The 13548-nt window shown below is 65.2% G+C and carries 11 protein-coding genes; 2 read left to right on the plus strand and 9 right to left on the minus strand.

Translation table 11 applies throughout. The annotated features are described in order from the left end of the window. Positions 1 to 9 precede the first annotated feature (9 nt). The 5 genes from AC0Z35_RS23980 to AC0Z35_RS24000 all read right to left on the minus strand — a co-directional run bounded on the left by AC0Z35_RS23980 (position 10) and on the right by AC0Z35_RS24000 (position 5807). Entirely contained in the window at positions 10 to 768 is a 759-nt protein-coding gene (locus AC0Z35_RS23980) for an iron ABC transporter ATP-binding protein (RefSeq protein WP_485132816.1), read from the minus strand. Further along, positions 765 to 1724 (minus strand): iron chelate uptake ABC transporter family permease subunit, encoded by a 960-nt coding sequence (locus tag AC0Z35_RS23985; protein WP_485133024.1) that lies wholly within the window; start codon positions 1722 to 1724, stop codon positions 765 to 767. Before AC0Z35_RS23985 ends, AC0Z35_RS23980 begins: the two co-directional genes overlap by 4 nt. 25 nt (positions 1725 to 1749) lie before the next feature. Next, the gene (locus tag AC0Z35_RS23990) at positions 1750 to 2742 is read right to left on the minus strand and encodes an ABC transporter permease (RefSeq protein ID WP_046805768.1); all 993 of its coding nucleotides are present in this window, start codon (positions 2740 to 2742) and stop codon (positions 1750 to 1752) included. A 31-nt stretch (positions 2743 to 2773) separates the two neighbouring features. Beyond that, on the minus strand, positions 2774 to 3724 hold the full coding sequence (locus AC0Z35_RS23995; RefSeq protein ID WP_485132815.1) for a siderophore ABC transporter substrate-binding protein: 951 nt from the start codon (positions 3722 to 3724) through the stop codon (positions 2774 to 2776). Between the two features lie 61 nt (positions 3725 to 3785). Beyond that, complete coding sequence (locus AC0Z35_RS24000; protein ID WP_485132814.1) at positions 3786 to 5807, minus strand: ligand-gated channel protein; 2022 nt, start codon at positions 5805 to 5807, stop codon at positions 3786 to 3788. Between the two features lie 211 nt (positions 5808 to 6018). Between AC0Z35_RS24000 and AC0Z35_RS24005 the strand changes: the two genes are divergently transcribed. Further along, positions 6019 to 6732 (plus strand): response regulator transcription factor, encoded by a 714-nt coding sequence (locus tag AC0Z35_RS24005; protein WP_104145039.1) that lies wholly within the window; start codon positions 6019 to 6021, stop codon positions 6730 to 6732. Next, positions 6732 to 8174, plus strand: coding sequence for a sensor histidine kinase (locus tag AC0Z35_RS24010; RefSeq protein WP_485132813.1), 1443 nt, complete (start codon positions 6732 to 6734; stop codon positions 8172 to 8174). The genes AC0Z35_RS24005 and AC0Z35_RS24010 overlap by 1 nt, the downstream gene beginning before the upstream one ends. On the opposite strand, the gene AC0Z35_RS24015 is transcribed toward AC0Z35_RS24010, so the two are convergent. The 4 genes from AC0Z35_RS24015 to AC0Z35_RS24030 form a co-directional block, all read right to left on the minus strand. Continuing rightward, positions 8164 to 10443 carry a TonB-dependent receptor domain-containing protein gene (locus tag AC0Z35_RS24015; RefSeq protein ID WP_485132812.1) on the minus strand — a complete coding sequence of 760 codons (2280 nt, stop codon included), beginning with the start codon at positions 10441 to 10443 and terminating at the stop codon, positions 8164 to 8166. The two genes, AC0Z35_RS24010 and AC0Z35_RS24015, sit on opposite strands and share 11 nt — an antisense overlap. A gap of 209 nt (positions 10444 to 10652) precedes the next feature. Continuing rightward, a complete protein-coding gene (locus AC0Z35_RS24020; protein ID WP_485132811.1) occupies positions 10653 to 11471 on the minus strand; it encodes a TatD family hydrolase in 819 nt (272 codons plus the stop codon). Positions 11472 to 11519: 48 nt separating this feature from the next. After that, a complete protein-coding gene (locus AC0Z35_RS24025; RefSeq protein WP_485132810.1) occupies positions 11520 to 12224 on the minus strand; it encodes an ABC transporter ATP-binding protein in 705 nt (234 codons plus the stop codon). Beyond that, entirely contained in the window at positions 12217 to 13449 is a 1233-nt protein-coding gene (locus tag AC0Z35_RS24030; RefSeq protein ID WP_046805776.1) for a lipoprotein-releasing ABC transporter permease subunit, read from the minus strand. Before AC0Z35_RS24030 ends, AC0Z35_RS24025 begins: the two co-directional genes overlap by 8 nt. Positions 13450 to 13548 lie beyond the last annotated feature (99 nt).

The raw sequence follows: 13548 nt of genomic DNA on the forward strand, positions 1-13548 counted from the left end.
CGACTTTCCTTAGCGGTAATACACGCAGATGCGCTTGCCGCCGATCTCGTGCACGTCGATCGGCAATTCATACAGCGGGCTCAGCACCTCGGGCCGGATCAGTTCGGCCGGGGTGCCTTGATACGCCACGCGCCCCTGCCGCATGGCCACGATGCGGTCGGCGTAGCTGGACGCGAAATTGATGTCGTGCAGCACCAGTACCACCGTCTTGCCCAGCTCATCGGCGGCGCGGCGCAAGGTGCCCATCATGGCCACCGCGTGCTTCATGTCCAGGCTGTTCAGCGGTTCGTCCAACAGCACGTAGCGCGTGTCCTGGCACAGCACCATCGCAACGAAAGCGCGCTGGCGCTGGCCGCCAGACATCTCATCCAGATAGCGCCCGGCCAGGGGTTGCAGGTTCAGATACGCCAGGGCGCGGTCGATGTGGGTCTTGTCGTCCACGGTCAGCCGCCCGCCCGTATGCGGATAGCGGCCGAACGCGACCAGGTCGCGGACGGTCAGGCGCAGCGGCAGGTGGTTGTCTTGCCGCAGGATGGACAGGCGGCGCGCCAGCTCGCGGCTGTCCGCGCACATCACGTCCAGGCCGTCCACATGGATGCGCCCGGTGGATGCGGGCAGCAGCCGGCTCACCATGGACAGCAGCGTGGACTTGCCCGCGCCGTTGGGTCCGATGATGGCGGTGACACCGTTGGCGGGCAGTTGCAGCGCGACGTCATCCACCACCACGCTGTCGCCGTAGTGCTTGCTGACCTTGTCTATTTCTATCATCGGCGCCCCTTGCGCAGGATCAGGGCGAGGAACATCACGCCGCCCACAAATTCGATCACCACGCTGACGGTGGTGTTCAAGCCCAGCACGCGTTCCAGCAGTGTTTGCCCGCCCACCAGGAAGATGACGCCCAGCAAGGTGGCGGCCGGCACGGTGTAGCGGTGCTTGTCGGACCCCATCGCCTGGTATGCCAGGTTGCTGACCAGCAGGCCGAAGAAGGTGACGGGGCCGACCAGCGCGGTGGACACCGACACCAGCACCGCGATAGCGCCCAGCGTCAGCAGCAGGCTGCGGCGATAGTCCACGCCCAGGTTCACGGCAATGTCCCGCCCCAGCGCCAACACGTCGTAGCGGTGGCGCAGCCGCCAGATCACCAGCGTGGCCGCGCATACCGCCGCCAGGGAGATGGGCAACAGCGACACGCGCACGGCATTGAAGCTGGCGAACATGCGGTCTTGCAGCACCAGGAATTCGTTGGGGTCGATCAAGCGCACGACAAAATTGGACAGGCTGCGAAACAGCAGGCCGAAGACAATGCCCACCAGCATCATCAGGTGCAGGCTGCGCACCGCATCCGAAAACAGCCATCGGAACAGCAGACAGGCAAACGCCGTCATCGCGCATACCTCCAGCATGAAGGCCGCTACGGGATGCTGGGCCGCCGTGGCGGCCTGGCCGAAGCCGAACACCACCACCGCCTGGATCAACAGGTACAGCGCATCGAAGCCCATGATGGCGGGCGTCAGGATGCGGTTGTGCGTGATGGTCTGGAACAGCACGGACGACACGGCCACGGCATACGCCACCAGCACCATCGCCACCAGCTTGCCGCCCCGAAACGGGATCACGAACGACCACTGGCCATTGGCGCCCAGGCTCATATACGCCGCCACGCAGGCCAGCGCCACGGCGGACAGCCATAGCAGCCGCGCGCGCTGCGGCGAACGCGCGCGCATCTGCACGGCGGGCAAGATAGCCGGATCAACCAAGACGAGTCCTTTTCAAACGCAGCAGGCACAGGAACAGAATGCTGCCGACCACGCCCACCACGGTGCCGATCGGGATTTCGTAGGGGTGGATCACCAGCCGCCCGATGATGTCGCAGGCCAGCACGAAGACGCCGCCCAGCAAGGCTACCCACGGGATGGAGCGGCGCATGTTGTCGCCCAGCACCAGGCTGACGGCGTTGGGCACGATCAGGCCCAGGAAGGGTATGCCGCCCGCCGTGACCACCACCACGGCTGAAATGGCCGACACGATAAGCAGGCCCACGAACGTCAGGCGCGCGTGGTTCAAGCCCAGGTTGGACGCGAACTCGCGGCCCATGCCCGCGACCGTATAGCGATCCGCCGCTACATAGGCGGCGCAGGCCAGTGCGAAGCCGATCCACAGCAATTCATAGCGGCCGCGCAGCACGCCCGAGAAATCACCGGTGGTCCAGGCGTGCAGCGATTGCAGCAGGTCAAAACGAAAGGCAATGAAGGTAGTGGCCGCGTGGATGACCCCGCCCAGGATCAGGCCGATCAGCGGCACGATGAACGGCGTGCGTAGCGGCACGCGGCGCAGCAAGGCCAAAAACAGCAAGGTGCCGGCCAGCGCAAAAGCCGTGGCCGTCATCATCTTGCCGATTACCGGCGTATCGGGCGCCAGCAAGGTAATAACAAGAATGCCCAGCGTGGCAGATTCGACGGTGCCGGCCGTGGTGGGTTCCACAAAGCGGTTGCGCACCAGCATCTGCATGATCAACCCCGCCACCGCCAGCGCCATGCCGGCCAGCAGCAAGGCCAGCGTGCGAGGCACGCGGCTGACCATCAACAGGCGCCAGGCGCGCTCGGCCTCTTCGCCGCTGCCCCACAGCGCCGAGACGGACAAGGTGCCCGCGCCCAGGCTGACACTGGCCGCGCACAGCGCCAACAGCACCATCACCGCCAGCGTCAGGCCGCCCCACCCGCTTATCGTGCGCCGCCAGGTCATCGGCGGCCTTCCCTTGCCCCAGTCATGCCGCTTACTTTCGCGGCGCCAGCGCGGCCGCGATGTCGTCCACGTTCTGCTGCATGGCCGTCAGCCCGGCGCTGCCCAGCAGGTACCAGTTAAAGCCGTTCAGATAGACCACGCGCTTGTTCTTCCACGCGGCCGTGGCGCGCACCAGGTCGTTGTCCAGCATGCGCTGGGCCGATACGCCTTCGCGACCGATTGCGGCATCGCGGTCAATCACGAAGAGCCAGTCGGGGTTCGTCTCGGCAATGAATTCAAACGAGATGGCCTGGCCGTGGTTGGACACGTTCAGGCCCTTGGCCGCGGGCTTGAGGCCGAACGCATCGTGAATGACGCCAAAGCGCGAACCCGGGCCGTAGGCGCTCATCTTGCCGCCCGTGGTCAGGATGACCAGCGCCGTGCCGGCCATGGCGGCCTGGCCTTGCAGCGCGGAAATCGATGCACGCAAGGCGTCCAGCTTCTGGCGCGCTTGCGCCTGTTTGCCGTAGATGGCGGCCAACGTTTCGGTGTTGCGGGTGACGCTGCCGACCAGGTCGCGCGGGTCGACGGTCAGGTCGATGGTGGGCGCCAGCTTGGACAGTTCGTCGTACTTCGGCGCCGACCGGCCGGCGACGATAATCACCTGCGGCTGCGCGGCGTGGATCACTTCGTAGTTGGGCTCGAACAGCGAACCCACTTTCAGGTAGCGCGGCTCGGCATATTGCGCCAGCTGCGGCGGCAGCTTGGCCGCCGTGGGCACGCCGGCCACTTCCACGTCCAGCGCGTGCAGGGTGTCCAGCACCGCCATGTCCATCACGATGGTTTTGGTGGGATTGGCCGGCACGCTCGTCTGCCCGCGTGCGTGTTTGACCGGCACGGTGGCTTGCGCCATGCACACGCCAAAGGCGGCCGACAGGGCCAGCGCGGCGCCTGCCTGGATCAGTCGGCGTCGGCCATGGCCGGTGTTTTGCTGCATCGTCATACGTACCTCTTTGGCTTCGCGGGGAAGCAGGAATCGCCCCCCCCCAGTTCATTCATCCCGATCAGAATTTCACGCCGACGCCCAGCCAGTAACGGCGGCCGTCTTCGACGTATTCGTAATCGTCATACGTGACCTGTTTGTCGAACAGGTTGTAGATGCCGGCATACACCGACACGGTCTTGTTCACCGCGTACGACGCGCCCATGTCCACGAAGGTGTAGGACGGCGCCACCACCGACGACGACGATGCGCCCGTGATCGGCTGGCTTTCCTTGCCGCGATAGTTCACGCGCGCCCACGCTTGCAGCGCGTCGGACGCCTGCCAGTCCACCGTGGTGGTGAACAGGTGCTTGGGCAATTGGTTCAGCGGTTCGCCCTTGTACTGGCCCGACTTCTGTTCCGACTTGGTAAACGTGTAGCTGCTGGTCAGCGACCAGTCGCGCGCCAGCGGCAACTTCATGCTGGCTTCCACGCCGCGCGACACGGCCTTGTCCACGTTCATGTAGGTGGTGGGGTTGGAGCCGAACTGGTTGGGGCCTTCGGTGCACTGGGACAAGGGGCACGCCACGCGCGTGATCTTGTCCTTGAAGTCGTTGTTGAACAGCGTGACGCCCGCGTTAAAGCCTTCGCCGTCGTCATACAGCAGGCCAATTTCTTCCGTGACGGACTTCTCGGGCGTCAGGTCCGGGTTGCCGTACATGTTGCCGCCCCGGCTGACCTGCCCCCAGCCGGCCACCGTCTGGCGCAGGTCCGGCGCGCGAAAACCGGTGGACACGCCGCCCTTCAGGGTCCAGCGGTCGGCGAAATGCCACACGCCGTACAGACGCGGGCTGAAGTGCGTGCCGGAGTTTTCGTCTTCGTCCATGCGCAGGCCGGCAGTGACGGCAAACTGCTCGGTCAGGCGCCATTCGTCTTCAGCGAACAACGCCCACTGGTAGCGGTCGATCTTGTTGGGGCCGCCGGACAGCTGGTTGCCGGTCTGGTCGTTCAGGCGCTGGCTCAGGTAGGTGCCGCCCAGCGTCAGCATGTGCGAGCCCAGCGGCAGGGTCCAGCTGGTTTGCAGGTTCAGGTTCTTGACCTTCATCTGGCGCGAGCGGTTGTCGAATTCTTCTTCCTGCACATAGCTGTCCGACACCGCCCAGCCCCAGCGCCCGGTATGCGACAGCGCCCACTTGTTGCTGCGGTAGTCGTTCTGCGCCGACGCGGGGCAACCGGTGCGCGCGCACGCCTCGCCCGGCGCCAGCGGCGCGACCGTCTTGCCCAGCGTTTCCTGGATTTTCTGACGCATCGTGGTGGCTTCCAGCACGATGTCATGGTCGCGGTTGGGCGTCAGCGCCAGCTTGGCCGTGACGCTGTCGGAATTGCGCTTGCGAAATCCGTCAACGATATTGTCTTCGTCGCGCTGCGAGGCCTGGCCGTAGATTTGCAGGCCCAGCAGGTCGCTCTTGATGGGGCCGGCCAGGTAGAAGTTGCCCTGGTAGATATCGCCCGACTTGCTGCTTTCCTGGATGGTGGTATCCATGCGGATTTCACCGTGCCATTCCTTGGGCACCTTGCGGGTGATGATGTTGATGACGCCGCCCATGGCGTCCGAGCCGTACAGCGACGACATCGGGCCGCGCACGACTTCAATACGTTCGATGGCGGCAAGCGGCGGCGTCCAGCCGCCTTCGACCCCGGCGGAGTCGGAATTGGTGCGGGTCTCGCGCGAGCTTTGGCGCTTGCCGTCGATCAGGATCAGCGTGTACTGCGGGCCCATGCCGCGCAGGCTGATGTCCTGGCGGTCGCCACCGCCGGTAACGATGACGCCCGGCACGTCGATCAGCGCGTCATTCACGTCGCGGTAGAACTTCTTGTCCAGGTCTTCGCGGGTGATGACGCTGATGGAAGCCGGCGCGTCCTGGATCTGCTGTTCGAAGCCGCTGGCCGTGACCACCACGGTGTCCAGCGTCTTGGCCTCGCTTGCGGCCTGCGCCCACGACGCCGCCGGCGCCATGCCCAGGCCGGCCGCGCACAATGCCGCCGCCAGCTGCGTGCGCGATGTCAAAACACGGCCGCCCAAGGCCAGATCGTTGCTGCTCATGATGCTTGTTTTCTCCCGTACCAGCGCCCTGCCGCACCCCGCGTGCGGCCTCGGCGCTGCCTCTTATTTCTTAATGAAAACTATTCTCATATTAGAATTGAGGCTTTCGGAACCGGGCAAACACCTTTCCGCAACTTTTATCTTCTTCAGACTTCTTGACACTTCGGCGGGCGGCCATCGGCCACACTGCCGGGTGCGGAACACACTACGGATGCTCTTCTCCCAATCAGCGGTCGCGCGCCGCATCCTGCTTATCGACGACGACGTCGAACTGGCACAGATGCTGCGTGAATACCTTGAACCCAACCATTGCGTGCTGACCCTGGCGCATACGGGCACGCACGGGCTGGCCCTGCTGGCGCAGGACGACTACGACCTGATCCTGTTGGATCTGATGCTGCCGGACGGCAGCGGCCTGGACCTGCTCAAGCAATACCGGCAACGCTCGCGCCGCCCCGTCATCATGTTCACGGCGCACGGCGGCGAAACCGACCGCGTGCTGGGGCTGGAATTCGGCGCCGACGATTACCTGGCCAAGCCCTTCAGCCCGCGCGAACTCAAGGCCCGCATCACCGCCGTGCTGCGGCGCTTTGAAGAGGTGCCTGAAACCACCAAGCCCAGCCTGACGCTGGGCGCGCTGTCGCTGGACCCGGCCTCGGGGCGAGCCTGCCTGGACGCCGAAGAGGTGCTGCTGACCGGCGCCGAACAGCGCATCCTGGAACTGCTGATGCGCGCGCCGGGCCAGGTCGTGGCGCGCGAACAGATCGGCATGTATGCGCTGGGCCGGCGGCCCGACCGCTATGACCGCAGTATCGACACGCACATCAGCGCGCTGCGCAAGAAGCTGCGGCTGGATCAGGCCAACGGCACGCTGTCGATCCGCAATCTGCGCGGCCTGGGTTACGTGCTGGCGGGCGCGGCCTGATGCGCTGGCTATTGCCGACGCGCTCGCTGTTCTGGCGCGCGTTCCTGACCTTCTGGTCCGCCATGGCCATCATCCTGGTGTGCGGCATGCTGTTCACGGCGGCCGTGGCCTGGTATCGCATCAATTCGCTGGACGGGCTGAACCCGGGCAGCCTGACGCATGACGCCGCCCAAGTGGCGCGCATCCACGGCAAGGAGGGCCTGGAACGCTGGGTGCAAGCGATGGACCAGCGCTATTCCGCGCTGAAGATCTACATCCTGGATACGGACGACCGCGAGATCCTGGGCCGCACGCTGCCGGCCCGCATGCACGATTGGCTAAGCGCTTACCGCGCGGCGCCCGACCGGCCCGTGCCAGCGGACCCGGCGCAGCCGGACCCCTCTGTGCAACGCGTGTCGTGGTGGCAGCCGCAGCTGCTGGTGCTACCGGATGGCGCCGAGCTGCTGATGCTGTTCCTGCCGTTCGACTCGTCGCACTGGGAAGTGTTGGGGCTGTCGCCCGTGGCGCTGGCCTTGCTGCTGTTCGCGCTGGCGGTGACGGCGCCGTTCTGCTGGGCGCTGACCCGTCACGTGACGGCGCCCTTGACGCAGCTGCGTCACACCACGCAGGCGCTGGCGGCGGGCCATCTGGGCGCGCACACGCCGGCCAAGCTGGCCGGGCGCAAGGACGAACTTGGGCTGTTGGCGCGCGACTTCAACGCCATGGCCGACCGCCTGAAAGCGGTGGTCGACACGCGTGAACAACTGCTGCACAACATCGCGCATGAATTGCGTTCGCCGCTGGCGCGGCTGCGTTTGGCCAGCGAGCTGGCGCGGCGCAAGGATGAACGCCAGGACGTGCAGCTGGACCGTATCGAACGTGAATGCGAACGGCTGGATGCGCTGGTGGGCAGCACGCTGCGGCTGGCGCGGCTGGGCGCGCTGCCCGAGCCGAACGACACGCTAGACCTTGGCGACATCGTCAACGCCGTGGTCGAAGACGCCCGCTTTGAAGCGACCACGTTGCAAGTGCGCATCGCCTGGGAACCGCCCCCGCCGGTGCTGATCACAGGCGAGCGCGACAGCCTGTCCAGCGCCATTGAAAACGTCATGCGCAACGCGCTGCGTTTCGCGCCGGCGCACAGCGCCATCCGCGTGCGGCTGATACAGAACGCGAATTACGCCTGCGTGGAAATTGAAGACCGAGGGCCCGGCGTGTCGCCGAATGATCTGGAATCATTGTTCGAACCCTTCTTTCGCGCGGCCTCGGGCGCCAAGACACCGGGCTCCGGAGCGGGCCTGGGCCTGTCGATTGCCCAGGCCGCCGTGGCCGCGCACAAGGGGCGGATAGCGGCACGGAACGTGTCGCCGCACGGGCTGGCGGTGCGCATTGAAGTGCCACATCCGTTGCCTGTTCCGCTGCCTGTTCCGCCGCCAGGCTCCCCGCCCCCGATCAGAACGTGATGTTGGCCGACACCCACAAGCGGCGCCCTTCCAGCACCTGCCGGTAGGAATTGGTCCAGTTGGCGTTAGCAGCTGGCGTCGTGGCGCCTACCTTGGTCGGGCCGTAGTTCACGAAGTTCTTGTCGAACAGGTTGAACACCGACGCCGACAAGGTCACGTTCTTGTTGACCACGTATGAACCGCCCGTGCTGGCCAGCCAGTACGGGTTGTAGAACACCTGCTCTTTTTCCCAGTCCATGTCGTTGAACTGCTTGGCGCGGTATTCGCCGCGCGCCCACACGTTGAACTGGTCGTTGATGCGCCAGTTCAAGCCCAGGTTCAGCGCGTGGCGCGGTTGCGAACCCAGCGGTTGGCCCTGCTTGGCGCCCGAAGTCACTTCGCTGGCGGTCAGGGTGTAGTTGCCGTTGAACGACACGCCGCCGCCCAGCGGCACGCGTCCACCCAGCTCGAAACCCTGGATGGTTGCGGTATCGACGTTCACGCGTTGCGAGAAATTGGCCACCGGGATGCCGTTGCGTTCCCATACGCCCAGGTCCAGGCAGCCTGCGGCCGGGCCACCTGCCGCCAGGCAGTTGGGCACGTTCTGGCTGTCGATCTTGTCCTTGAACTTGGTGTGGAATGCCGTCAGGTTGCCCGACAGGCCTTCCCCATCGTCAAACAGCAGGCCCAATTCGGACGCGGTGCTGCTTTCCGGCTTCAGCTGCGAATTGCCCAACAGCGGCATGGTGCCTTGGGCGCCCAGGCCGATGATGCCGTCGGTCATCAGATTGATGTCGGGCGTCTTGTAGCCCTTGCTGACCCCGCCCTTCACCGTCCACATCGGCGTTGCGTTCCAGACCAGGTAGCCGCGCGGGCTCCACTTGCCGCCGAATTGCTCGTTGCGGTCATAACGCGCACCCGCCGTCAGGGCCAGGTCGTCCACGATGCGCCATTCGTCTTCGGCGAACAATGCCCATTGATACTGGCGCTGGTCCAGCGGCGCGGACACCAGCGTGTCCTTGAAGTGCTGTTCGCGCCACTGGCCGCCCACCGTCAGGTTGTGGCGTTCATTGAGCAGCGGCATCGTCCACTTGGTGTCGAACACCCAGTTGTCGTATTCCAGATCGCGCTTGTCGCCGTCGGTCGGGCGGCGCGGCGCGTTCATCGGGTTGGTGCGGCCGATGGTCTCGGTCGTGTCATAGACCAAGCTGGTATCGGAACTGACCGACCCGCCGTAGCGGCCCAGGTGCGTCAACGCATAGCGCTGGCGGTTGAACTCCATTTCCGGGTCGTAGCCGCCGCCCTGGCGATTGGGCGCAATGCTGGTGTTCAGCGTGCCCAGCTCGCCGTTGCCGTTGTCATAGGTTTGCCAGTTGCTGTCCACGTCGAACAGCACGTCGTGGTTGCGGTTGGGCGTGAGCGCCAGGCGCAGGCCCACGTTCTGTTGGGTGCTGTCGCCCAGGCCGGAAAAGCTGGCGATGTCGCCGGTGTAGTTGCCGCTGTTGTATTCGGCCTGGTTGACCGGGTAGCTGCCGTTGGCGCCAAGCCGGCGGTAGTGGCCGCCACGCAGCGTCAGACCCAGCTTGTCGGTCTTGATGGGGCCGCTAAGGTAGAAGGCCGCGCCATAGTTGTTGCCGTAGGTGTTGTCACCTTGCGCGGTGCCGTCCAGCGTGATCTGGCCGGTCCAGTCCTGACTGACCTTGCGCGTGATGATGTTGATGACGCCACCCATGGCATCCGACCCGTACAGCGTGGACATGGGGCCGCGCACGACTTCGATGCGTTCAATGGCGGCCATCGGGGGGATGAAGTTGGTGTCGACGTCGCCAAAGCCGTTGGGCCGCGCGCCCGAGCTGTTCTGGTTCAGGCGCTTGCCGTCGACCAGCACCAACGTGTAGTCGCTGGGCAGGCCACGGATGCTGATGTTCATGCCACCCGCCTTGCCGCCCCGCTCGACCGTCACGCCTTCGACGTCGGCAACCGCATCGGCCAGGTTGTGAAACGGGCGCGTCTCCAGCTGCTCACGCGTGATGACCGAAATGGACGCAGGCGCGTTCTTGATTTCCTGTTCGAAGCCGGCGGCCGTTACCACCACGGTGTCCAGTTGCGCCACGCCCATGGTGTCTTCCATGGCGCCGGCCGTGTGTTGCGCATGCGCCGCGCATGACGCGGTAATGGCCAGCGCCAGCGGCAACAGACGGAAGCGAGGACGGCGGGCAAGACGAGGAACGCGAGGGGAAGGACGGGACGCGACGAGGTCGAGGTCTTTAGTGCTTTTCTGAGTCGACATGGGGAATCGGGACAACCACCCGAGGCGGGCGGCGCGCAGTGCGCTGATTGGGAATTTCAATGAACGGCAATGATAGGCATTCCCAATATGTGATTCAACTTTTTGTCAGCTTTAATTCAGTTTTTAGAAAGTTTTAAGAAATTTCTCGGATCTCTGATGTATCCAGACGACAAAATGCCGCCTTCCGGCGGCATCATGCGGGGACGGATTCAGTCGTCGCCGGCCAGAATGGCGGCGGGCAAACGCGGCAGGACGCGCATGGCGTTGGCGGTAGTGGCGTGCGCCACCTGGGCGGGCGTGATGCCGCGCAGCTCGGCCAGCACGGCGGCAATGCGCGGCAGTTCGCCTGGCCGGTTGCGGCGCTGCGGCGGGTGCAGCCAGGCGGGCGGGATATCGGGCGCGTCCGTCTCCAGCACCAGATGGGACAAGTCCACATCCACCGCATGGCGACGGATCTGCAAGGCGCGTTCATAGGTCATCGCGCCCCCCATGCCCAAGGCAAAACCGTGGTCGATAAACGCCTGCGCCTGCTGCGCGCTGCCGTTGAAGGCATGCGCAATGCCGCCGATGCGACCATGGCGGCGCAGGTACTTGAGCAGGATGTCTTGCGAACGGCGCACGTGCAGCAGCACCGGCAGCTTGAACTCGGCGGCCATGGCCAGCTGCGCGGCATAGAAGCGTTCCTGGCGTTCGCGCGGTTCACCCGTGGCAATCTCGGGCACGAAGAAATCCAGGCCGATTTCGCCGATGGCGACAAAGCGGGGGTCGCCCAGGCATTGCTTGACGGTGTCGCGCAGGACGTCCAGGTCGGCATCGTCGGCGCGCTGCACGTACAGCGGATGGATGCCCAGCGCGTAGGCGCCGCCGGCGATCTGCCCGGCCAGCGCCTGCACTACGGAAAAGTTGGCGCGTTCGACGGCGGGGATCACGATGGACCCCACGCCGGCTTCGCATGCGTGGTCGGCTACCTGCTGGCGGTCGGCGTTGAACTCGGCGGCGTCCAGATGGCAGTGGGTGTCGATCAGCATGGGCGGGGTCTCCTTGGCGCCATTATGCTCGCCGCCGGCATGGCCCTGCTACCCCGACACCAGCCGGCCGTTTTCCATCAGCAGTTGGCGGTCGGCGCGGGCGGCCAGTTCGGGATCATGCGTGACGATGGCGAATGCCGTGCCCGATTCCTGGTTCACGCGCGTCAACAATTCAAACATCTTGTGCGCGGTGTTGCGGTCCAGGTTGCCGGTGGGTTCGTCGGCCAGCACGCAAACGGGCCGCGTGACCAGCGCGCGCGCCAGCGCCACACGCTGGCGTTCACCGCCCGACAACTGCCCCGGGAAATGGTCCTCGCGCGCGGCCAGGCCCACCAGCGCCAACACTTCGCGCGCGGCGGCGCGAGCCTTGTCGCGGGTCTCGCGGCGCACGATCAGCGGCATGGCCACGTTATCCAGCGCGGAAAATTCCGGCAGCAGATGATGAAACTGATAGACAAAGCCCAGGCTGCTGTTGCGCACGGCGCTTTTCTTGGCCTCGGACAAGCCCACGGCCAGTTTGCCGTCCACCGACACCGTGCCGCTGGTGGGCACGTCAAGCAAGCCCAGGATGTGCAGCAAGGTGCTCTTGCCCGAGCCGGAAGCGCCCACGATCGCAACCATTTCACCGCGCTCCACCGACAGGCTGACGTTGCTGAGCACGTCGATGCGGGCGGGGCCTTCGTCGTAGTACTTGACGATGTTCTCGGCCTGCAACGCGGGCGTCAGGGCGTCTGCGTTTGGAATCTTAATCATGGCGCAGCACCTGTGCCGGTTGCAGACGCGAGGCGCGCCAGCTGGGATACAGCGTCGCCAGCAACGACAGCACCAGCGACGTCAGGCCGATGGTGGCGATGTCGCCCATTTGCGGGTCGGACGGCAACGCGCTTATGAAATAGACTTCGCGCGGCAGAAAATGCACGCCCAGCATGCGCTCGATGAACGGCACGATCACATCCACGTTGTAGGCAATGGCAATGCCTCCCACCACGCCCAGCAAGGTGCCGATGACGCCGATCATCGCGCCTTGCACCAGGAAGATGCGCGCGACTTCGCCCGGCCCCGCGCCCAGCGTGCGCAAGATGGCGATGTCCGACTGCTTGTCCTTCACGGCCATCACCAGCGACGACAGCAGGTTGAACGCTGCCACGGCGACGATCAGCGCCAGGATCAGGAACATCATGCGCTTTTCGGTTTGCACGGCGGCGAACCAGGTGCGGTTGTTGCGCGACCAGTCGCTGGCCATCACGTAAGGCGGCAGCACCTTCTTCAGTTCATTGGCGACTTCGGGCGCTTTTTGCATGTCGGCAATGCGCAGCCGCACACCGGCCGTGCCGCTTTCACGGAACACGCGGGCAGCGTCCTGGTTATCGACAAACGCCAGCGACGAATCGTATTCATAGTGGCCCGACGAGAACACGCCGACCACGGTGAACTGGCGCATGCGCGGCGCAAAGCCGGCCGGGCTGATCGAGCCTTGCGGCGCCATCATCAACAGCGTGTCGCCCACTTTCACGCCCAGCCCGTCGGCCAGTTCATTGCCCAGCACCACGCCAAAGCCACCCGCTTTCAGATCGGTTAGCTTGCCCGACACCATCTGGCGCGGCAGGTCCGACACGTTGCCTTCGGTGGCCGGGTCGATGCCCCGTACCTGCACACCACGCAACGCCTGCCCCCGCACCAGCATGCCCTGCGCCGCCACGAAGGGCGCGCCGGCCTTGACCTGGGGGTTTTGCTCGGCGGCGGTGGCGAACTGCTGCCAGCGCTCAAGCACCTGTTCGGGCAAGGCGCCGGGAATATAGAGTTCGATGTGCGGCAGTACCGACAACATGCGGTCGCGCACTTCTTTTTGGAAACCGTTCATCACGGACAGCACTACGATCAGGGCGGCAACGCCCAGCGCGATGCCCGCCATGGAGCTGGCGGCGATGAAGGAGATGAAGCGATCGCGGCGCCCGCGTCGCTGGCGGATTCGGGCCATCCCGGCATAGCGGGCGCCTATCCAGAGTTCGTAGGGTATTTTCAGCACGTGCGCATTATGGCATTAACGGCCTGGAAATCGCGCCGCGGATGTGCGGTT

The sequence above is a fragment of the Achromobacter sp. 1L-A-4-B-C2 genome (assembly GCF_057291955.1).

Coding starts and splice junctions, on each gene's coding strand:
- AC0Z35_RS24010 (WP_485132813.1), top strand. CDS start 6,732: ATGCGCTGGCTATTGCCGACGCGCTCGCTGTTCTGGCGCGCGTTCCTG.
- AC0Z35_RS23985 (WP_485133024.1), bottom strand. CDS start 1,724: ATGCGCGCGCGTTCGCCGCAGCGCGCGCGGCTGCTATGGCTGTCCGCC.
- AC0Z35_RS23980 (WP_485132816.1), bottom strand. CDS start 768: ATGATAGAAATAGACAAGGTCAGCAAGCACTACGGCGACAGCGTGGTG.
- AC0Z35_RS24000 (WP_485132814.1), bottom strand. CDS start 5,807: ATGAGCAGCAACGATCTGGCCTTGGGCGGCCGTGTTTTGACATCGCGC.
- AC0Z35_RS24005 (WP_104145039.1), top strand. CDS start 6,019: ATGCTCTTCTCCCAATCAGCGGTCGCGCGCCGCATCCTGCTTATCGAC.
- AC0Z35_RS24020 (WP_485132811.1), bottom strand. CDS start 11,471: ATGCTGATCGACACCCACTGCCATCTGGACGCCGCCGAGTTCAACGCC.
- AC0Z35_RS24015 (WP_485132812.1), bottom strand. CDS start 10,443: ATGTCGACTCAGAAAAGCACTAAAGACCTCGACCTCGTCGCGTCCCGT.
- AC0Z35_RS24025 (WP_485132810.1), bottom strand. CDS start 12,224: ATGATTAAGATTCCAAACGCAGACGCCCTGACGCCCGCGTTGCAGGCC.
- AC0Z35_RS24030 (WP_046805776.1), bottom strand. CDS start 13,449: ATGGCCCGAATCCGCCAGCGACGCGGGCGCCGCGATCGCTTCATCTCC.
- AC0Z35_RS23990 (WP_046805768.1), bottom strand. CDS start 2,742: ATGACCTGGCGGCGCACGATAAGCGGGTGGGGCGGCCTGACGCTGGCG.
- AC0Z35_RS23995 (WP_485132815.1), bottom strand. CDS start 3,724: ATGACGATGCAGCAAAACACCGGCCATGGCCGACGCCGACTGATCCAG.